General features: G+C 69.0%; 22 protein-coding genes and 3 pseudogenes. 11 read left to right on the forward strand and 14 right to left on the reverse strand.

Annotated elements, in window-relative coordinates; all coding sequences use genetic code 11:
- The first annotated feature begins 23 nt into the window (after positions 1–23).
- Both ABT114_RS26425 and ABT114_RS26430 read left to right on the forward strand, forming a co-directional pair.
- Positions 24–605 (forward strand): sugar O-acetyltransferase, encoded by a 582-nt coding sequence (locus ABT114_RS26425; RefSeq protein ID WP_351145346.1) that lies wholly within the window; start codon positions 24–26, stop codon positions 603–605.
- A 10-nt stretch (positions 606–615) separates the two neighbouring features.
- Positions 616–1173: a TetR/AcrR family transcriptional regulator gene (locus ABT114_RS26430; protein ID WP_351145347.1), complete on the forward strand. Its 558-nt coding sequence runs from the start codon at positions 616–618 to the stop codon at positions 1171–1173.
- Between the two features lie 343 nt (positions 1174–1516).
- On the opposite strand, the gene ABT114_RS26435 is transcribed toward ABT114_RS26430, so the two are convergent.
- Positions 1517–2170 carry a maleylpyruvate isomerase N-terminal domain-containing protein gene (locus ABT114_RS26435; protein ID WP_351145348.1) on the reverse strand — a complete coding sequence of 218 codons (654 nt, stop codon included), beginning with the start codon at positions 2168–2170 and terminating at the stop codon, positions 1517–1519.
- Positions 2171–2591: 421 nt separating this feature from the next.
- Positions 2592–3041, reverse strand: a complete 450-nt coding sequence (locus ABT114_RS26440; RefSeq protein WP_351145349.1) for a MarR family winged helix-turn-helix transcriptional regulator — start codon at positions 3039–3041, stop codon at positions 2592–2594.
- Positions 3042–3203: 162 nt separating this feature from the next.
- Here ABT114_RS26440 and ABT114_RS26445 point away from each other — a divergent pair, with 162 nt between their 5' ends.
- A complete protein-coding gene (locus ABT114_RS26445) occupies positions 3204–4103 on the forward strand; it encodes an LLM class flavin-dependent oxidoreductase (RefSeq protein ID WP_502988397.1) in 900 nt (299 codons plus the stop codon).
- A gap of 334 nt (positions 4104–4437) precedes the next feature.
- A pseudogene (locus ABT114_RS26450) lies at positions 4438–4599 on the forward strand (sensor histidine kinase); the annotation flags it as partial.
- A gap of 25 nt (positions 4600–4624) precedes the next feature.
- Here the strand turns inward: ABT114_RS26450 and ABT114_RS26455 are convergent.
- From ABT114_RS26455 to ABT114_RS26480, 5 genes are all read right to left on the reverse strand, one after another.
- Entirely contained in the window at positions 4625–5020 is a 396-nt protein-coding gene (locus ABT114_RS26455; RefSeq protein ID WP_351145351.1) for a COG4705 family protein, read from the reverse strand.
- Positions 5021–5025: 5 nt separating this feature from the next.
- Positions 5026–5472, reverse strand: coding sequence for a COG4705 family protein (locus tag ABT114_RS26460; protein ID WP_351145352.1), 447 nt, complete (start codon positions 5470–5472; stop codon positions 5026–5028).
- A gap of 370 nt (positions 5473–5842) precedes the next feature.
- The gene (locus ABT114_RS26470; RefSeq protein ID WP_351145353.1) at positions 5843–6025 is read right to left on the reverse strand and encodes a hypothetical protein; all 183 of its coding nucleotides are present in this window, start codon (positions 6023–6025) and stop codon (positions 5843–5845) included.
- 122 nt (positions 6026–6147) lie between these two features.
- Positions 6148–6477 carry a branched-chain amino acid transporter permease gene (locus ABT114_RS26475; protein WP_351145354.1) on the reverse strand — a complete coding sequence of 110 codons (330 nt, stop codon included), beginning with the start codon at positions 6475–6477 and terminating at the stop codon, positions 6148–6150.
- Positions 6470–7213, reverse strand: a complete 744-nt coding sequence (locus tag ABT114_RS26480; RefSeq protein WP_502988398.1) for an AzlC family ABC transporter permease — start codon at positions 7211–7213, stop codon at positions 6470–6472. Before ABT114_RS26480 ends, ABT114_RS26475 begins: the two co-directional genes overlap by 8 nt.
- Before the next feature lie 68 nt (positions 7214–7281).
- Between ABT114_RS26480 and ABT114_RS26485 the strand changes: the two genes are divergently transcribed.
- The gene (locus tag ABT114_RS26485; RefSeq protein WP_351145355.1) at positions 7282–7740 is read left to right on the forward strand and encodes an Lrp/AsnC family transcriptional regulator; all 459 of its coding nucleotides are present in this window, start codon (positions 7282–7284) and stop codon (positions 7738–7740) included.
- A gap of 120 nt (positions 7741–7860) precedes the next feature.
- Here the strand turns inward: ABT114_RS26485 and ABT114_RS26490 are convergent.
- Both ABT114_RS26490 and ABT114_RS26495 read right to left on the reverse strand, forming a co-directional pair.
- A pseudogene (locus ABT114_RS26490) lies at positions 7861–8250 on the reverse strand (MBL fold metallo-hydrolase); the annotation flags it as partial.
- Positions 8238–8282 (reverse strand): annotated as a pseudogene (locus ABT114_RS26495) (hypothetical protein); the annotation flags it as partial. The pseudogenes ABT114_RS26490 and ABT114_RS26495, both read right to left, overlap by 13 nt.
- A gap of 332 nt (positions 8283–8614) precedes the next feature.
- Here ABT114_RS26495 and ABT114_RS26500 point away from each other — a divergent pair.
- The gene (locus ABT114_RS26500) at positions 8615–9259 is read left to right on the forward strand and encodes a DedA family protein (RefSeq protein ID WP_351145518.1); all 645 of its coding nucleotides are present in this window, start codon (positions 8615–8617) and stop codon (positions 9257–9259) included.
- A gap of 176 nt (positions 9260–9435) precedes the next feature.
- On the opposite strand, the gene ABT114_RS26505 is transcribed toward ABT114_RS26500, so the two are convergent.
- The 3 genes from ABT114_RS26505 to ABT114_RS26515 form a co-directional block, all read right to left on the reverse strand.
- Complete coding sequence (locus tag ABT114_RS26505; RefSeq protein ID WP_351145356.1) at positions 9436–10851, reverse strand: MFS transporter; 1416 nt, start codon at positions 10849–10851, stop codon at positions 9436–9438.
- Between the two features lie 161 nt (positions 10852–11012).
- Positions 11013–11810, reverse strand: coding sequence for a class I SAM-dependent methyltransferase (locus ABT114_RS26510; protein ID WP_351145357.1), 798 nt, complete (start codon positions 11808–11810; stop codon positions 11013–11015).
- A gap of 370 nt (positions 11811–12180) precedes the next feature.
- Positions 12181–12426, reverse strand: a complete 246-nt coding sequence (locus tag ABT114_RS26515) for an NEW3 domain-containing protein (protein WP_351145520.1) — start codon at positions 12424–12426, stop codon at positions 12181–12183.
- Positions 12427–12588: 162 nt separating this feature from the next.
- Here ABT114_RS26515 and ABT114_RS26520 point away from each other — a divergent pair, with 162 nt between their 5' ends.
- Both ABT114_RS26520 and ABT114_RS26525 read left to right on the forward strand, forming a co-directional pair.
- Entirely contained in the window at positions 12589–13638 is a 1050-nt protein-coding gene (locus ABT114_RS26520; protein WP_351145358.1) for a LacI family DNA-binding transcriptional regulator, read from the forward strand.
- A 253-nt stretch (positions 13639–13891) separates the two neighbouring features.
- The gene (locus ABT114_RS26525; RefSeq protein ID WP_502988399.1) at positions 13892–14716 is read left to right on the forward strand and encodes a class I SAM-dependent methyltransferase; all 825 of its coding nucleotides are present in this window, start codon (positions 13892–13894) and stop codon (positions 14714–14716) included.
- Positions 14717–15011: 295 nt separating this feature from the next.
- On the opposite strand, the gene ABT114_RS26530 is transcribed toward ABT114_RS26525, so the two are convergent.
- Positions 15012–16310, reverse strand: a complete 1299-nt coding sequence (locus ABT114_RS26530) for an amidohydrolase family protein (RefSeq protein ID WP_351145360.1) — start codon at positions 16308–16310, stop codon at positions 15012–15014.
- A gap of 27 nt (positions 16311–16337) precedes the next feature.
- Positions 16338–16547 carry a hypothetical protein gene (locus ABT114_RS26535; RefSeq protein WP_351145361.1) on the reverse strand — a complete coding sequence of 70 codons (210 nt, stop codon included), beginning with the start codon at positions 16545–16547 and terminating at the stop codon, positions 16338–16340.
- A gap of 176 nt (positions 16548–16723) precedes the next feature.
- Here ABT114_RS26535 and ABT114_RS26540 point away from each other — a divergent pair, with 176 nt between their 5' ends.
- The 3 genes from ABT114_RS26540 to ABT114_RS26550 all read left to right on the forward strand — a co-directional run bounded on the left by ABT114_RS26540 (position 16724) and on the right by ABT114_RS26550 (position 17815).
- Positions 16724–16903, forward strand: a complete 180-nt coding sequence (locus tag ABT114_RS26540) for a hypothetical protein (RefSeq protein WP_351145362.1) — start codon at positions 16724–16726, stop codon at positions 16901–16903.
- A 601-nt stretch (positions 16904–17504) separates the two neighbouring features.
- Positions 17505–17666: a hypothetical protein gene (locus tag ABT114_RS26545; RefSeq protein ID WP_502988391.1), complete on the forward strand. Its 162-nt coding sequence runs from the start codon at positions 17505–17507 to the stop codon at positions 17664–17666.
- Positions 17663–17815: a hypothetical protein gene (locus tag ABT114_RS26550; RefSeq protein ID WP_351145363.1), complete on the forward strand. Its 153-nt coding sequence runs from the start codon at positions 17663–17665 to the stop codon at positions 17813–17815. The genes ABT114_RS26545 and ABT114_RS26550 overlap by 4 nt, the downstream gene beginning before the upstream one ends.

The following is a 17815-nucleotide window of genomic DNA, read 5'->3' on the forward strand; positions in this document are numbered from 1 at the left end:
CTCTTGTCTGTAGGCTCGCCCGTATGCCGACGGACTACTTCGGGCAAGACCCGCGCACGAACCTGGAACGCATGCTGGCCGGGGATCTCTACATCGCCGACGACCCCGAGATCGCCCGCCGCCAGCAGCAGGCCGTGCGCCTGGCCGCCCGCTACCAGGCCACCTACGCCGAAGATACCGACGCCGCCCAACCGCTCCTCGCAGAGCTGCTGGGTTCCGTCGGCGACGCGGTGCACGTGCGACCGCCCCTGTACGTCGACTACGGCAGCAACATCACCATCGGCGCGCGCACCTTCGTCAACTACAACCTGACCGCACTGGACGTCGCCGCGATCGTCATAGGCGAGGACTGCCAGATCGGCCCGAACGTTCAGCTGCTCACACCCACCCATCCCCTGGAACCGCAGCCCCGGCGCGACAAGCTGGAAGCCGCCAAGCCGATCACCATCGGCAACAACGTATGGCTCGGCGGAGGCGCCATCATCCTGCCCGGCGTGACCATCGGGGACAACTCCGTCATCGGCGCCGGCGCGGTCGTCACCAAGGACGTGCCCGCCAACGTCGTCGCCGTCGGCAACCCCGCCCGCCCGGTCCGCACCCTCTGAACACACCGACATGGCCACCGGACACACCGACCCGCAGCGCCGCGAACGCATCATCGCCGCCACTCTCGATCTCATCGCCGAAGAGGGCCTCGCCGGCGTCTCCCACCGTAAGATCGCCGCACGAGCCGGCGTACCTCTGGGATCGATGACGTACCACTTCAGCGGTATCGACCAGCTGCTGCGCGAAGCCTTCGGCCGCTTCACCGACCATATCGTCGCGGTCTTCGACGCCTACCTCTCCACCCCGACCGATCGTGACCAGGCCAGAACAGCTGTCGCCGAACTCGTCCACGCCCTGTCCGAGGGACCCCAGCGCGACCTCGTTCTCACCCAGGAGCTGTACACCCTCGCCGCTCGGCAACCGGACTACCGGGAACTCACCCACGAATGGATGCGCCGCAGCCGCACCCACCTGGAACAACACTTCGACCCGGACACCGCCCGCCAACTCGACGCCCTCATCGAGGGCCTGACCCTCCACCGCGCCCTGGCTCGCGAACCGCACGACCACGCCCTGACGCTTGAGGCCATCGCCCGCATCACCGCAACCGAGAAGCGGGCTCCCTGACCGCCCGTGCGGCACAGGCCTGACCACTGTGCCGCACGGGCCTGCCTGAACCTGCTTGGGTTCGGCTTCGTCGAGCACAACCCGGACACGGTGTTTCCCGTGCTTCCGGGCTGGGCTGCGCCGGCCGGCAGTCCCGTGCCCGCGCGGCCACAACGCCCAACTCGCCGTCCACGGCGGCCTCCTGTCGTTCCGCGACCACGCCGCGATCGACGAGCACGGCTTGGCGGCTTCCGGCGGCCTCGGAAGCCGGAGTGTCACATCCGATGGGGTCGGCCGACCGCTGTCAACGGCGGCCTGACCACCCGCCCGGCGATCCTCTCCGTACCACCCTCCCACCCGAGACCTACGTCCTGGGTGTGCCGTCCCACCGCCATGTGTTCAGACGAGGGTGTCCTGGCAGGTCACCCCGTCCGGTGGCCCACAGCAAGGTGGGCCACGGTTCCGTCGCCCCCGACGCCTGCGGGAACAGCCGGGCCAGCACCCGCGAGCACAGATCCTCAGGAGGGTTCCACGCGAGCCCGAGCCCTTGCGCCAGGTCGTACGCGTGTACCAGGGTCTCCACGATCCCCATCGCGGCGAAGCCCTCAGGGTCGGAGACGCCGAAGGCGTGGTAGGCGCGGGCCTGCGGGGGTGTCGTCCGCACCATGGCGATGAGCAGCGCACCGCACGCTTCCAGCACCTGCAACAGGCCGGCGGGCCCCGCCGCACGGTCCGCGTGAACGGCGTTCGCCGGGCCGCCAGGCCGCCGACTCTCCCAAACGAAGGGCACCTCGCCGTCCAAAGGCGGAGCCTTGGGGCCCAGTTGAACGGCGTAGGCGAATAGATCGTCGCTGAGGTGTTCGACGGTCTCCCAGCAGTCCCATTCCAGCGAACCGGCCTTGCCGGCCCAGGCCGTGGGGGGCGCCTCACGAAGGAACGCCACAGTCAGTTGCAGGGCAAGGTCGAGGTCGTCCGCAGTGACGGGCGACAGGGAGGACTCACTGTCTGATTGCAACATGACAGAACCATATCGGCGGCCCCGTCGTGGTCTTCAGTGGCGGCAACAGCCCGACCGCCGGGCCGGCTTCCCGCGCGGCGAGGCCGTGCCGGCCCGACGCCGACAGCCCAGTCCGTCAGTTCCGTGGCCAGAGCCCGGAGTGCGGGCACGAGTTCGGGATGGTCCCCGCGCGAAGCCGACTGCGGCAGTTCGGTGACGCCCGATCATCTGTGCGACGCGCCCCGCCTGCGTCTTGAGCACGGGAAAGGCGTCCCGCACGGGGTCCACTGTCGCGTGGACGATGACCTCGTAGGCGCGCATGTAGCCAGGGAGGCATGCGAACAGGCAGCGCAGGGCCAGATTCGCATCACAACTCCTCCCCCCTGCAGAGCACTTCGAAGCCCGCAGCCTGACCGCGCGCCAGTCCGTGCATGCCCGGACGTCAGCCGGCGGTCTCCGGGGTGATGACCAAGGTCTGCAGGGCGCGGATCAAGCAGTCTGCGTCCGAGCCGGAGAGCGGGGCGAGGAACTGACGCTCCATCTCCTGGCGTGCGTGCTCGGCTCGACGGAGGAAGTCCTGGCCCGTCGGGGTCAGCTGCACGGTGTTCTTGCGCCGGTCCTGGGCGCTGCGTCGGCGCTCGACGAGGCCCTTTCCCTCCAGCGCGTCGATGAGCGCCACCATCGTCGTGCGGTCGACGCCGAGCTTGCCGGCCGCCTCCAGTTGAGACAGCGGGGAGTCGGTCGCGAGCACGGTCAGGACTGCCAACTCACGGCCGTCGATCCCGAATGGCGCCAGCGCGTGCGCGGACGCCTCCGTCAGTTGCAGATACGCGTGTTTGAGCAGATAGCCCAAGCGGGAGGCGAGGGGATTGGACGGTGCGTCGCCAGTCATGCCCACCATCTTACCCAAGCACTGATAGTCAGTTCCGCTGACGATCAGCTATCGTGATGGCATCGTCGCCTTCAGGCGGCGGCACGTCGAGCCGAAGGGCGCGTATACGCCGTGAGCGACCAACACCAGGACAGGGTGACGTTCGGCATCAAGACCACCCCGATGCGCGTCACCTACGAGGAGATCCTGCGCGTATGGCAGGACGCCGACGCTCTGCCACAGATTGCGGACGCATGGCTGTGGGACCACCTGATGCCGATCGCAGGCCCAAAGGACGGGCAGATCCTCGAAGGATGGACGCTGTTGAGCGCCCTCGCCGCGCAGACCCAGCGGTTGCGGCTGGGTCTCCTCGTCACGAGCAATCGAATCCGTCAGCCCGCCGTCCTGGGCAAGATCGCCACGACGGTCGACGTGATCTCCCGAGGCCGTCTGGTCATGGGCCTCGGCGTGGGCGGCACCCATCAACCGCCCAGCGCCGGAGGCGTCGCAGGAGAAAACCCCGCCATCGCGGAGTACGACGCCTACGGCCTGACCTTGGTCCCACCCGCCGAGGGCATCGCCCGCCTGGCGGAGACCATCACCATCCTCAAGTCCATGTGGACACAAGAAGTCTTCGACTTCCACGGCCGCTACTACACCCTCAAGGGCAACCGCAACGAGCCCAAGCCCATCCAACGACCGGGCCCACCGCTGCTGGTCGGCGGCTGGGGAACCCGGACCCTGCGCCTGGCAGCTGAGCAGGCGGACATCTGGAACATCCCCGGCCCCCCGCACAACACCCTGGACTACATCACCCAACGCAGCCGCGTCCTGGACACACACTGCGCGGCCATCGGCCGGGACCCGCAGGCGATCACCCGCTCCGTGCAGTACATCGTCTCCTACGACGACCCCGCCGGTGACCGCAAGACGATCCTGGACCTCATCGCCGCCGGCCTGACACACATCGTGCTCAGCCTGCGAAGCCCCTACCCCCCACGGGTCGCACAGTGGCTCGTCGACGAGATCATCACCCCTGTGCGCGAAGCCCAACGCGCCCTGAACTCCGACACCAATCCCTGACCGATGACTTCGCCGCCGAACGGCCGATGCCGCAGCGACTGCCGGACCAAGCATGCGAGACGGGACGGCTGTTCAGTCTGATCAGGCGGTCATCACCCTGCCCGCTCTACAGATCAGCCGGGACCGATCCAACACCGGTCCCACCCGGGGACGAACAACACACCCCGCGCCCAGGCAACGCAGGGCACCCTCCCCCATCAGACCTCCGGGTCCGGCGGGCCGGCGTCCAGAGGGACACGCACCAACGGACCGGACCCAACCGCCCGCGCAGCCCACCGGCACCAGGGCGTGACAACGATCAGCACACCCTCCCCCAGACTTCGTCCGGGGGACCCCCATCCAACCGGGCCGGCGAGCCGATCCGGACGACGGACACGGCGGAGCCGCCCTCGGACTGCTCGCACGGCGCCTGACCCGCTCCGCAGGCGGCGAGGTGTCCTACGACGCCCGGCACGCGCCCGGCGCACGGCTCAAGGTCAGCCTGCCCGCCGGGTGACCGCGTCCCGCTCCGGGGTATCGAGCTACGCAACGGTGCGGCCGCGCTCCCGGGCGTGGGCGTAGCCCATCATGCCGACCAGGACCGCCAGGAGGGCGGCCGACGAACCCGCCGTCCCAAGGTCGAGGCCGCCCTTGGCAACCGGCTTGGTGAGGAAGTCACCCGCTGTGGCGCCGAGCGGGCGGGTGAGAACGAAGGCGAACCAGAACAGCAGCACGTTCGGCACAACGGGCACCCGCATCAGCGCAGCGAGTACGGCGAGCGCACCGCAGACGACGAGGGCACCGCCCGCATACCCCAGGCCGGAGCTGTCGGACAGGAAGTCGCCCATGGAGGTGCCGAGGGTGTTGGAGACGAGGATCGCCGACCAGAACAGGGTCTCGCCACGGAACGTGACGATGTCGCGGATCACGAACGTCATCCCAGTCAGCTTCCAGACCGCGAAGATGGCGATGAGGATCGAGATGAGAATCGCAGCGCCGGTGGGGTAGCCGAGGCCCAGGCCCTGGGGCCCCAGCCGAGCGAAGTAGCACCGTTCGAGAGGTACTTGGTGCTGGCGTCGCGGTTCATGAAGTCGGACATCGTGGTGCCGGCCATGCTCGTGGACAGGATCACCGTCCAGTAGAAGAACGGGTTGTAGCGCCGGGACCTGAGCTGGACCAGCAGGGTCACCACGAAGATCAGGAACAGGGCGATGGTGGTGAGGAAGTAACCCAGCTTCAGGGTCTGGGCGAAGAGGTCACCGGCCGTCTCGCCGAGCGTCGTCGCGGCGATCTTCATGATCCAGAAGGCCAGGGTCACTTCGGGGAGTTTTCGCAGCGCGTACCGACCGCCGCCGCCATCCAGGTCGGTGAGTGCTTCCGACTTCTCCAACGTGGCCGGCTCCTGTCAGTCATGGACAAGGACGCCCGGCGAAGGCGGGCGTCCTTCCGAGGCGGAATGAGCGAGATGTCCGACATCTCAACTCTTCCGCCGCGGGCCTTCGTTGGTTACGTATCCTGCCGCGCCGGACCTGCCGAGCACGCTCGTTGAGCGGGTCACCACGCCGATCGTCACCCGGGAGGGTGACCACCGCGGCAAAGATCTCCTCGCTCGCCGCGCACGCTGACGATCGGCGGCGAGGAGTAGCCGCCTCCCTGGATCGGGTGATCGGGTTGGTGACGGGCCGGCCGACCACGACCGCGGCGCCTGCGGGGTCCAGGCCTGAGGACCGCGGAGCGCCCGGCTTCCTCGATGATCGCTTTTACCACGCGGTCCTGCTGGATCCGCCTGGATTCAGGTAGAGCAGCTTGGCCAGGATGGTCCCGTCCAGACCCTTCGTGATCCGGTCGAGCCGCGCCAAGGGTGTCGCCCCGATGGCCTCCACGGCGGACGGCAAGACATCGTTCTTCGTCAATCCTTCGATGCCCTGTGAACCAGGTGCCATTCCTCGGACGGTACGGACAGCCGTTGGCTTGGTTCTTGTACGATCTTGCGCCCCCAGAGCACGCCGTGCGTCCCTCGTTCAGGTGCAGCTGCCGGCTTGCGGCGACTCGCTGTCGGAACGGGTCAGCGGGCGAAGAGGGTGCTGGCCAGGGCCACGTTGACGGCGGTGCCGCCGAGGATGCTCAGCAGCGCGCTGCGGCGCCACAGGTGCAGCCCGGCGGTGACGGCCAAGGCCGCCAGGGGTGCGGCTGCGCGCGGCTGGGGCAGCGGAAGGTCGCGCAGGCAGTAGACGAACAGGATCACCATGACACCGGCCGGCATGCGGGCGCTGAGGTACTGGACGGTCTTGCTGGCGCGCAGGGGTGCGAGGACGGTGAAGGGCAGGGCCCGCAGAGCCCAGGTGACGGCGGCCGAGACGGCGACGGCCATGAGCAGGTAGGGGGTGTCAGGCATGAGGCAGCCTCTTGCTGGTGGCGAGGTGTTGGGCCAGGAGAGCGGCGGTGAACAGGGTGAAGGCGGCCAGCAGCATCTGGCCGGGGAAGACCAGGCGGGCGGCCAGCGCGCTGAGCAGCGCGAGGACGGGAGTGGGCAGGTCGCCGCGCCGTTCCGCGACGGCGTCGAGGACCAGGACGGCGAACAGGGCGGTCATCGCGAAGTCCAGGCCGGTGACGCGGTCGGGTATCAGTGAGCCGAGCAGGGCACCAGTGGTGGCACCGCCGACCCAGTACAGCTGCATGAACGCCTGCAGCCACAGGATGCGCGCACCGGACCACGACCGGGCCTGCTCGCCGGTGGTCAGGGCGTATGCCTCGTCGGTCAGGGCGAAGGTGCTGTAGGTCCTGGCCAGGCGCCCGTGCACGCGCTGCAGGGGGAAGGACAGCGCGTAGAACACGTGCCGGACGTTGACCAGGAAGGCGGTCAGCGCGACCGTCGCCAGGGGCGCGGCCGCAAGAGCCAGGCCCACGAGAAGGAACTCGAACGAGCCGGCGTAGATGACGGCGGTGAACAGGCTTGCACACCACCAGGGCAGGCCGGCATGGGTGATGAACACTCCGAAGGCGAGGCCGAGCGGCAGCAGGCCCAGCCCCACGGAGCCGGAGTCCTTGAGGGCCGCCAGTGCCTCGGACCACAGCCGAGGCGGGGGCGCGGGGGCAGGACGAGGGGGATCGCTCACAGCGACCGGAGGCATGCGCATGCTGAAATTTTAGGATGAATCTCGCCACATATGGTTGCCAATCATTCCCGTACGCTGCCTCTATGAGCAATGATTTCAGCCTGGACGCGATTGACCGAGAAATTTTGTTTCATCTGCGTCAGGACGGGCGGCTCACCAACGCCGAACTGGCCAAGCGGGTCGGCCTGACCCCGCCGCCGTGTCTGCGCCGTCTCAAGCGGCTGGAGGCGGACGGCGTCATCACCGGCTACCGTGCCGTCATCAATCCCGAAGCCGTCGGCCGCGGCCTGGAAGTCATGATCGACGTCGAGGTCTACGCCAACGACCTCAAGACCATCCAGGCACTGGAGGACACACTGGCCTCCTACGAGGAAGTCGTCGAGTTCCGCCGGATGTTCGGCCGCCCCGACTACTTCCTCCGCGTCGCCGTCGCCGACCACGCCGCCTACGAAGCCTTCCTCACCGGCAAGCTCACCGGCCTGCCCGGGATCCTGCGGGTCGAATCCCACCTGACCATGAAGAAGATCAAGACCGACTCCTGACCGCCACCGCGGGAGCCTTCCCCGTACACCGCCGACGGCGCCGTTCCTGTCGGTGCCGGGGCAGGTGGCCGGCACCGACGCGAAGCTGGGCTGACCGCTTCGGCTGCTGGTGCGTGCCTTTCAGTGGCCCCGGTCGATCCACTCCTTGAGGTGCGGGGCCTCGGGGCCGATGGTGGTCGGCTCTCCGTGGCCGGTGCGGACCACCGTCACGGGCGGCAGGACCAGCAGGCGGTCGCGGATGGAACGGACGATCGTCGGGAAGTGGGAGTACGACCGCCCTGTGGCCCCCGGTCCGCCGGCGAACAGGGTGTCGCCGGTGAAGACCGTACCCAGTTCCGGGGCGTGCAGCGAGATCACTCCCGGGGTGTGGCCAGGGGTGTGCAACACCGTCAGTTCGGTGTCGGCCACGGTGATCCGGCGCATGTCGGAGAGGTAGCCGCCGGGTTCCGGTCCGGGTGGGTGTGCTTCCACAGCAGCCGGTCGTCGAGGTGGATCAGGATCGGCGCACCGGTCGCGTCGGCGAGCGCGGGTACGGCGTCTATGTGGTCGTCGTGGCCATGGGTGCAGCTCCACGACGCCGGGCTCCTCTGGCTCCTCTGGCCTCCTCAGACGCGATCTGCCGAATCGCCGGGCCCGCGGGACATGGCGCGGAGGTCATCGCTGACCGGTTGAGGTACACCTTCGCCACGGCCACACTGGAAGCTGGGAGAGGGTTATTACAGCAGGCCGCTCAGCTCGCCGCCGCGACGGGTGATGCGGCCGGACTCGCGCTCCAGCCCCTGAAGGCGGACTCGTTGCTCCGCATGATGCTTGACGAGGGGATCACCCGGTGGGGACTGCCGGCCAGGAGGCGATGGCGATGATCGCCCTCAAGATGATCGCCATCAACCCGACGAACAGCACCTCGGTGCTGGCGGCCTTCGGTGCGCTGGGCGTCCTGGTGGTGATCTTCGCGGAGTCGGGCCTGCTCGTGGTCGGCTTCTTTCTGCCCGGCGACGCTTTGCTGTTCCCGGCCGGTGTGCTGTGCGCGGGGACCGTGCACCGGGCGCCACAGCTGGAGCTGTGGCAGGTGCTGGTGTGCGCGGCCGTCGGAGCCACGGCCGGGGCACAGGTGGGTTTCCTGCTCGGGCGGCGTGGCGGACGGGCACTGCTGGCCCGCATGTCGAACCGGCGGGTACGGCAGGGGGCGACGCGGGCGGAGGAGCTACTCGCACGGTACGGCTACGGCAAGGCGATCGTGCTCGGCCGCTTCATTCCCATGCTGCGGACCGTGCTGCATCCGGCGGCCGGGGCGCTGGGAGTGCCAGTGCGCACCTTCACCCTCTGGCAGATGGTCGGCGGCCTGCTCTGGTCGCAGACCCTCGTCCTGGCCGGCTACACCCTCGGTTCGTCGGTGCCCGATGCCGACCGCTACCTGCTGCTCCTCGTCGCCGTGATCGTCGCGGTCTCGCTACTGCCGCTGGTGGCGGAGGCACGACGCGTACGGCGCGGTCGGCGGTCGCCCTCGCGCTCGTCCTGAACGCGTGCGGAGCGTCGCTGCTGCGGCGTCGGTGCTGCGGCCGGTGCTACGGGGGCGGTACTACGGCGTCGGCGCAGGTGCCACCCGGCCGGTGCAGCCATGACGGCGGCGGCCAGTGCCACGGCTATGCCCCGGCCGACGAGGCCCTCGATACGGGTGTAGGCGCCAACGATGCCCTACGCCTCTTCAGGCTTCGCCGGCACGCACCGCCACGCGAAACCTGCGGCGATCAGGTAGGCGAGCGCGCCGATGGCCATGCTGGTACGCAGCCCGGTGCTGTAGTCGGTGCCACTGGCGAGCAGGCTGCCTCCCAGCGCCACGCCGGTGGCGCTGCCGATCTGGCGGGTGGTGTTGAACAGGGCGGAAGCGGCCCCTGAGTACGCCGGGGGTGCCGCACTCATCACGGTGGCGGTCGAGCCGGTCAGAGCGAAGGAAGTACCGAACCCTGCGGCCATCATCGGAGCCACCAGCAACCAGTAGGTGGGATCGACTCCCGCCGCGGCCCAGCCTGCCAGCCCCAACGCAGCCAGGAGCATGCCGAAGACCACCAGTGGACGGTCGCCGGTGCGGCGAGTCAGCCGCCCCGACAGCACAGAGGCGAACGTGGTCATGGCCACCGCCGGGAACAGTGCCACCCCGGTCTTCAGGGCGCTGAAGCCGCGCTGGTGCTGGAAGTCCAGGCTGGCGGTGAACACCATGCCGTAGAAGCCGAAGTTGAACAGCAGGCCGACGAGGGCCGCACCGCTCATCGCACGCGAGCGCAGCAGGTTCAGCGGAAGGGCGGGAGACCGGGCCAGTCGCTCGCGCACCGCGAACGCAGCGGTGGCCAACGCGGCGAGGCCCAACCCGGCGAGCACAGCAGGATCCGACCAGCCGCGCCGTCCGGCCTCATTCAGGGCGCCGGTCAGCAGGGCCACCGCCGCCACCACCGCGCACTGCGCCGGCCAGTCCAGAGCCCGGGCGCCGTGCCGGGGCGAGGGTGTCACGTGCCGAAGGGTCAACACCAGGCAGGCCACGCCGACGGGCAGGTTGATGAGAAAAACCCACCGCCAGCCCACCGTGGAGACCAGCAGCCCGCCCAGCAGCGGCCCGGCGGAGGCCGCGATCCCCGCCATCGAACCCCACAGCCCGAAGGCCCGCGACCGTACGGCCGGCGTCGGGTAGGCCTGTTGGAGCAGGGCCAGGGATCCAGGCACGATCAGCGCCGCCCCGAGCCCCTCCACCAACCGGGCCGCCACCAGCAACGGCGCGCTCGGTGCGGACGCGCACGCGGCCGAGGACACCGTGAACACCAGCACGCCCCAGCAGAAGACCCGACGGTTGCCCAGCCGGTCGCCCAGCGCTCCCCCGGTCATCAGGAACCCCGCGAAGACCATGGTGTACCCATCCGTGATCCACTGAATGCCGGTGAGCGAGGCAGACAGTTCCCGGCCCACCACAGGCACAGCGACGTTGATGATCGTCACGTCCAGGATCACCATGAAGTACCCGGCGCACACCGCAAGCAGCGGCGCCAACGCCCGCCGCCCGGACTCCGGGGCCGACTCGGGAGGGGGTACCGACTCATCCCCGGCCGACTCCGCGAACGCCACGCCTCAGCTCCATCCCATCAACGGAGACTCCACGCAAAAAGCCACAATAATGGACATATATAGCCCACGCCCGGGGTCGTGCCGACTCACCGCGCCTCAGGCGAGGAAGAGAGCCCGACGGACTTGGCCTGTCGGAGGCGGGCGCGTGTCCGGCTGCCTCGTCATCGTGGCTGCGCGGGTTTCCAGCCCCAGGCAGTCAGCATTCCGGGAGACAGCCCGGCGGATGCCGGAGAGTCCAGCCACCGCTCGGCTTCGTCGATCGCGGCGTCGTCCACCATGCTCGTCGCCACCATCGCGGCACGGGCCCGGTCCCAGGTCCGGACCCAGAACCGGCTGATGGGGCTGCCCGCCACCAGAGGCGGCACATGGATTTCGGCGGCCACGGACTCCAGCCCGGCCGCAAGGATCAGCTGGGGACAGCGGGGTACCCACGAGACGTCGGTGCCGATCGTCTGACGCAGTCCTTGCCACATCGCCCGCATGGCCAGGGTGTACGGCGTGTCCGGAGCGTCATCGGTCGTCAGGTCCACCGCGTCGCTCAGCACGAGTACACCTCCCGGCGCGAGCAGCCCGGCGAGTCGCTCGACCATCACAGCGGGAGACGGCAGGTGCATCAGCACGAACCTGGCGTGGACGAGATCGAAGAGACCCGGCTCGAAGCGGTCGGAGGTCACATCGGCCTCGAGCGCGGTCAAGCCCGCGACGGGCTCGGACGAGAGGAACCGGATGTCCTGGTCCACCGCCACGACCTCGGTGACGCCCGCTTCACGCAGAAGCAGGCGCGCCACTGTCCCGGTTCCGGCGCCTACGTCCAGACAATGCCAGCCCGGGCCGACACCCAGCTGCCGCAGCCGCGCGATCGTTGTGGCGTCGTAGACGAGGGCTCCGAGGTCGGTCCGCTCCGACTCATCCTCGTCCTGCGGGCGGAACAACTGCTCGCCGTAGCGCCCGGGACTCACGGATCCTTGAGGGACCCTGGAGCCTGCTTCACGTGCCACGCATCCATTGTCGGGGCAAAGCAGGACAGGTACATCTTGTGGGGCTCCGGCATGGAGCCCCGCCCTCGCCCTGCTTACGCCCCCGGCGCCCCGGCGCCCCGCCCAAAGGCCCCACCGCGGCTCGGGCCCGAACGCACCAGGGCTGATGGCGCCGGCCAGGCCACCGCCCCGCTCGGCGCCGCGTGGAGCTGGCCTGTCCCGTGCAGTTGAGCCGAGCGTCGGCCCAGTCCGCGTGGTCGTGCGCGTTGCCGTCGCCGCCGTCCTGCGCCACGAGAGGAGTCTCGTTCCACCAGGCCCCAGCCATTGGTGCTGGACCCGAAGGACAGGTCGCTCAGGTAGGGATTCCCGGTGGGGGCGGAATCGGTACCTCGGTCTTCGTGGTGCCGTACGTCCAGTGCTGCACGCCGCCGCGGATGTAGGTGGCGAGCGGCGAGAAGGTGACGGACACGGGCGTGTCGGTGTCCGTGGGGGCGGTGACGGTCCAGGTCGCCGTGACCGAGTGCCCCGGGGCGACCGGCGTGAAGCTCACCGGTGTGGTGGGGGTGACCGTCCAGCCCTTCGGGGCGGCGGGGTTCAGGGTGAGGCCGGATCAGCGAGAGGACCAACCAGTCTGCCTTGCGGGGACCAGGCAGCTCGTTCGAGCAGGACTGGTGCCGTGCGGAATTGGTGATCAGTGCTGCCGACGGACGGCTAACGTGTCCAGCGACACCTGAAGAACTGCACTGAATCGGAGACGGAGTTGACTGAACGCCTGAACGGAAGGCGCCCCACACTCGAGGACGTGGCGCGCAGGGCAGGGGTGTCGAAATCCACCGTGTCGCGTGTGATCAACGGCGAGCCGAGGGTGCGGGCGGAGGTCGCCGAGCGCATTCGAGGAGCGGTGGCGGAGCTGGGCTATGTAGCGAACCAAGCCGCCCGAAGCCTGGTCACCCGCCGCAACAACGCCATTGCCGTTGTGGTCACCGAACCTCAGAACCGGCTCTTCGTCGACCCCTACTTCGACTCCCATCTCCGTGGCATCCGACAGGAACTCGTCCGCCAAGGAGCCCAGCCGGTACTCCTGTTCATCGAGGAGCCGGACGACTATCCGCGCGTCGGTAACTTCCTCGGCGGCGGCCACGTCGATGGCGCGCTGCTGTTCTCGCTGCGTGCAGACGACCCGTTGCCGGGCATGGTCGAGCATATGGGGCTGCCCGCTGTCTTTGGCGGTCGTCCGGTCCTTGGCTCCGGACACCGCAGCGAGGTCTACACGTACGTCGACGCCGACAACCGCGGCGGTGCCCGAGAAGCCGTTCGGCATCTCGTGTCGCTGGGGCGTCAACACATTGCGACGATTGCCGGGCCGCTCAACCAAGCTGCCGCGATCGACCGCCTGGACGGCTACTGCGACGTGCTCATCGACCCCCCGCCCCAGTTGATCACCGAGGCCGACTTCACACTGCAGGGCGGGGCCGATGCCATGGCTGTGCTCCTTGATCGGTCTCCTGATCTTGACGCGGTGTTCGTCGCCTCGGACCTGATGGCGTCCGGTGCCCTGCGGGTGCTGCGGGAGCGGGGACGCAGGGTACCGGAGGATGTGGCCGTCGTCGGTTTCGACGACCTGGCGCCCATCGCCGAGGCCGCAGAGCCCCCGCTCACGACGGTGCATCAGGACGTCGAGGGAATGGGCCGGTTGATGGCTCGGCTGCTGTTCAACCGCGCGGCGGACAAGCTCGCGTCGGGAAGCGGCACCCACCCGCTGTCATCTGTGGTCACCCCGACCCATCTGGTCATACGGAAGTCGGCCTGACCACCAGCTCGCCCCGTGCAGAGGGCGCGGCCGACGGTGAACCGACACCGGCCTCGATCACCGGGCCGTGCAACGTCATTGGCAAGCCGCTCTGGCGCTCGGAGCGGGAGGCCCGGACGTCCTGATGTCCCGGCCCACTCCACTTGGTTATCCCAGTCGCTCGTCGAGCTCGTGGAATCATCGGCGGCCGGACAGTTGCGGATCTCTGTGAAGGTGGTGGGCGGACGTGGCGGCCGGCTGGGAGTGGGACGACATGTTGTTCTCGGGTACTGCCGCCTACTATCGGCGCGGGAGGCTTCCCTATGCCCCCGGGCTGGTGGACGTGCTCGCCGAGGTTCTGAAGCTCGACGGGCAAGGGCGCCTCGTCGACGTGGGATGCGGACCGGGCATCCTCGCCCTGAGTCTGGCCCACTTGTTCAGCGAGGTCATCGGTGTGGACCCGGACAGGGAGATGATCGCCGAAGCCAGACGTGAGGCCACAGAGCGAGGAGTGGCCGAGAAGGCGCAGTGGGTGCAGGCTCGGGCCGAAGATCTTCCCGCAGGACTGGGAACGTTCACCGTGGCCACCTTCGGCCAGTCCTTCCACTGGATGGATCGCGACCTGGTGGCGGCAACCATCAAGGACATGCTTCAGCCCGGCGGGGCCCTGGTGCACATCTCGGACTTGAAGTCGGAGACCCGCTCCGTCGACGGTCTTCCCTATCCGGCCGAACCCCAAGCGGCCATCGAGGAGCTGGTCAGGCACTATTTGGGACCGGTCCGACGGGCCGGCCGAGGGGTGCTGCCGCACGGGACACCCGGCAATGAGGCGGCGGTGCTAGCCCGGGCGGGATTCTCGGGTCCGCAGCGCCACGTCGTTCCAGGCGGGCAGGCGATGGAACGCACGAGTGACGACATCATCGCGGGGGTGTTCTCGATGTCGTTCTCGGCTCCGCACTTGTTCGGCCCGCGCCGCGACGACTTCGAGGCAGACCTGTGTCGGCTGCTGCGGGAGGTCTCTCCGTCGGGCCGGTTCTCCGAGCGCCGGCCGAGCACCGAAGTCTTCGTCTGGCGGAAAGGCGCCGCCGAACTGTGCTGAAGCGACCAGGGGCATGAGCTGTGGCTCTTCCCGCGGGGCCGCATCGGATCGATGGCGATGATCAGCATCGATCTGCTCGGCGAGCTTGTTCGCGTCGCGTTCGTGGAGTGCGCGGTTTGACTTGCTCACCCGTCTTCCAGCGGGCGTTCCAGATGAACCGGATCGTCTGCCGGGCGCCCCGCCTGGACTTGAGGCGCGGCGGGCCCGCCCGCGCCCCGTGAGGCCATCGCGTCCGGGATCGCCTCACCGGCGGCAGGCATTTTGCGGCCGCACCGCCGGCCCGTTCCACGGTTGGTCACTTCTCGATGGCCGCGAGGGCCGCTTCCGCCTTCTTGCGGTAGACCGCGAGTTTGTCCGCCGGGGCGACGATCTGGTGGCTACGGGACTTGACCGACACATCATGTCCAGCGGCGGCCCTGCGCAGCGCGCCCACGGTGGCCTGTTCGCGCGGGATGTGCGCGAACGGGTCGAACGAGTACCAGCGCATGGCGTTCTCGTGCGTCATCTTGTTGATCTCCGCGTCCGACACGTCGTTCGCGGTGAGGACGTCGTGGAGTTCCTCGGGGGCGCCCGGCCACATGGAGTCGCTGTGCGGGTAGTCGGCCTCCCAGCAGATGTTGTCGACGCCGATCTCGTGGCGCAGTTTGACCCCGATGGGGTCGGAGATGAAGCAGGTCAGGAAATGCTCGCGGAAGATCTCCGAGGGCAGCTTGCCGCCGAAGTCCTGGAGGGTCCAGGTGGCGTGCATCTCGTAGGTGCGGTCAATGCGTTCCAGGAAGTACGGGATCCAGCCGGTGCCGCCCTCCGAGAGCGCGATCTTGATGGTGGGGTACTCCTTGAGGACGCGGGACCAGATCAGGTCGGCCGCTGCCTGTACGAGGTTGATGGGCTGCAGGGTGATCATCACGTCCGGCGGAGCGTCGGCGGAGGTGACGGCGAGGCGGCCGGAGGAGCCGATGTGCAGGTTCATCACCGTGCCGCAGTCCGTCAGCGCCCGCCATACCGGGTCCCAGTACTCGGAGTGGAAGCTCGGGTATCCGAGGGGGACCGGGTTCTCGGGGAAGGTAAGCGAGTGACATCCCTTGTCCGCCACCCTCCGTATCTCCTGGGCGCACAGTTCGGCGTCCCAGATCGCGGGCAGGGCCATCGGGATGAAACGGCCGGGGTACTTGCCGCACCACTCGTCGATGTGCCAGTCGTTGTAGGCGCGGACCAGGGCGAGCGAGAAGTCCGAGTCCTCCGTCGCGAACAGACGGGCGGAGAAACCAGGGAACGACGGGAAGTTCATCTGGGCGAGGACGCCGCCGGCGTTCATGTCGGCGACCCGCTCGTCGACGTCGTAACAGCCGGGCCTGATCTCGTCCAGGCCCTGCGGCTCCATGCCGTACTCCTCCTTGGGCCGTCCGGCGACCGCGTTGAGCGCGGCATTGCCGACGCTGTTGTCCCGGAACTGCCACACGTCGGTGCCGTCCTCGCGGTGGACCAGACGCGGGGCGTCGTTCTTGTAGCGGGCCGGGAGGTGGTGGGCGAACAGGTCGGGCGGCTCGATGATGTGGTCGTCGACACTGATCAGGATCATGTCGTCGCGTTCCATGCGGCTCCTTCTGTCTGCGGGGGCGGATCAGTCCGAGGCGGGCAGCGCTTTGGGCGCCTTCATCTGCAACGGCTCGCCTCGGTAAGTGAGTTGGCCGGCACCGGAGGCGGCGCAGAGGAGTTCGAGGGCGTCGGCGGTGTAGACGTAGCGCTTGCCGATGAGCGTGTCGGGTGTCCCGTCGGCGCCCTGCGGGGCGGGCGTCGTGTCCTGTGGAGGGCCATCGGGCTGCCGCCGCACTCGATGGGGCCCCTGGCGTCCTGCGGTGCCCGGATCACGATGACGCGGGTGGTGGAGGTGGCGGAGGCGAGTTGGTCACAGGGGCGCGGGGTCGGTGCGGGCCAGCGGCCGACGTGCACGGCGGAGGGCAGCACGAACCCACCGCGCGCCCGGATTCGCTCGCGCTCGGAGGCGGCGTGCCCACTGAACGCCCGGGTCTGCGCGCAGCGGTGACCGCGCAACGGCTCGGGCGGGTACGGAAGCAGCGCGCGGACCCGCTCGACGAAATCGGCAGCCTGCGGCGTTCGTTCAGGCCCGGCAGCCGGCATTCGAAGATCCCCTGGACCAGACGGTCCTTCGAGCCGAAGTGGTACTGAACCGCCGTGTTGTTGCCGTTCCCGGCAACCGCGCTGATCTGACGCAGGGACACACCGTCGAGGCCCGTGCTCGGCGAACGGGAGCTCGGCGACAGGGACGATCTGCTCCTTCACGGACAGTTGCACCACGACACCGAACCCCTTGAAAGAGTGATGTTTCGCGTATCCGAGAATGTCATTTCCGTATGGCGGGCATCGAATCACGGCAGCTTGACGAAGTCAACTGCCTCAGCAGGCAGGCAGCTGCGGGTCAGGCGCCGCACCGGAAGGAACCGGCCGCGAGCTCCCCGACGAGGACCGCCAGCGCGACGGAGCCGCGCAGCGGCGCGTCCGGCAGGATCGAGGCGCCGGCGACCCGCAGGCCGGCGACGCGCGCACCCGCCCGTGGACGTCGACCGCTCCCGGCAGGCCCATCAGGACGGTGCCACAGGTGTGCTGGGCTGCGCCCAGACGCTCCCCGGTCCAGCCATCCAGGGCGCGGTCGCCACGACAGTCCCGGGGTTCCCTTCCCCGCTCGACGGAAATAGCATTCTCAATATTAGAGAACCGAGCCATTCGCATCGGGCTCGACCTCGGCGCCCGTACCCCGCAGGAGACCGCGGTGGCCATCGCCGCCGAGGTGGTCGCCGTCCGGCGCGGCGGCAGCGCGCTGTCCCTGCGGCACACCAGCGGGCCTCTCCACCACGACCACCCCGACGACGTCGCCGTCCGCACCCGCCCCGGGCCGGCGGCCCGACGAGCCGATGGATCCGCTACGCGATGACCACAACCGCCCAACCCCAGCGCCTGACCAGACCGTTCGAGTCCGCTCTCGACGCACCCGCCTGCCTGACCTGGGAACTGACCTACGCCTGCAACCTGTCCTGCGCCCACTGCCTGTCCAGTTCGGGGCCGTGCGATCAGCGCGGCTGA

Origin of the sequence: Streptomyces sp. NPDC002088, assembly GCF_040296605.1 — a bacterium.
GTDB lineage: Bacteria > Actinomycetota > Actinomycetes > Streptomycetales > Streptomycetaceae > Streptomyces.

Coding starts and splice junctions, on each gene's coding strand:
- ABT114_RS26425 (WP_351145346.1), top strand. CDS start 24: ATGCCGACGGACTACTTCGGGCAAGACCCGCGCACGAACCTGGAACGC.
- ABT114_RS26430 (WP_351145347.1), top strand. CDS start 616: ATGGCCACCGGACACACCGACCCGCAGCGCCGCGAACGCATCATCGCC.
- ABT114_RS26435 (WP_351145348.1), bottom strand. CDS start 2,170: ATGTTGCAATCAGACAGTGAGTCCTCCCTGTCGCCCGTCACTGCGGAC.
- ABT114_RS26440 (WP_351145349.1), bottom strand. CDS start 3,041: ATGACTGGCGACGCACCGTCCAATCCCCTCGCCTCCCGCTTGGGCTAT.
- ABT114_RS26445 (WP_502988397.1), top strand. CDS start 3,204: ATGCGCGTCACCTACGAGGAGATCCTGCGCGTATGGCAGGACGCCGAC.
- ABT114_RS26455 (WP_351145351.1), bottom strand. CDS start 5,020: ATGACGTTCGTGATCCGCGACATCGTCACGTTCCGTGGCGAGACCCTG.
- ABT114_RS26470 (WP_351145353.1), bottom strand. CDS start 6,025: ATGGCACCTGGTTCACAGGGCATCGAAGGATTGACGAAGAACGATGTC.
- ABT114_RS26475 (WP_351145354.1), bottom strand. CDS start 6,477: ATGCCTGACACCCCCTACCTGCTCATGGCCGTCGCCGTCTCGGCCGCC.
- ABT114_RS26480 (WP_502988398.1), bottom strand. CDS start 7,213: ATGCCTCCGGTCGCTGTGAGCGATCCCCCTCGTCCTGCCCCCGCGCCC.
- ABT114_RS26485 (WP_351145355.1), top strand. CDS start 7,282: ATGAGCAATGATTTCAGCCTGGACGCGATTGACCGAGAAATTTTGTTT.
- ABT114_RS26500 (WP_351145518.1), top strand. CDS start 8,615: ATGATCGCCATCAACCCGACGAACAGCACCTCGGTGCTGGCGGCCTTC.
- ABT114_RS26525 (WP_502988399.1), top strand. CDS start 13,892: ATGTTGTTCTCGGGTACTGCCGCCTACTATCGGCGCGGGAGGCTTCCC.
- ABT114_RS26530 (WP_351145360.1), bottom strand. CDS start 16,310: ATGGAACGCGACGACATGATCCTGATCAGTGTCGACGACCACATCATC.
- ABT114_RS26550 (WP_351145363.1), top strand. CDS start 17,663: ATGACCACAACCGCCCAACCCCAGCGCCTGACCAGACCGTTCGAGTCC.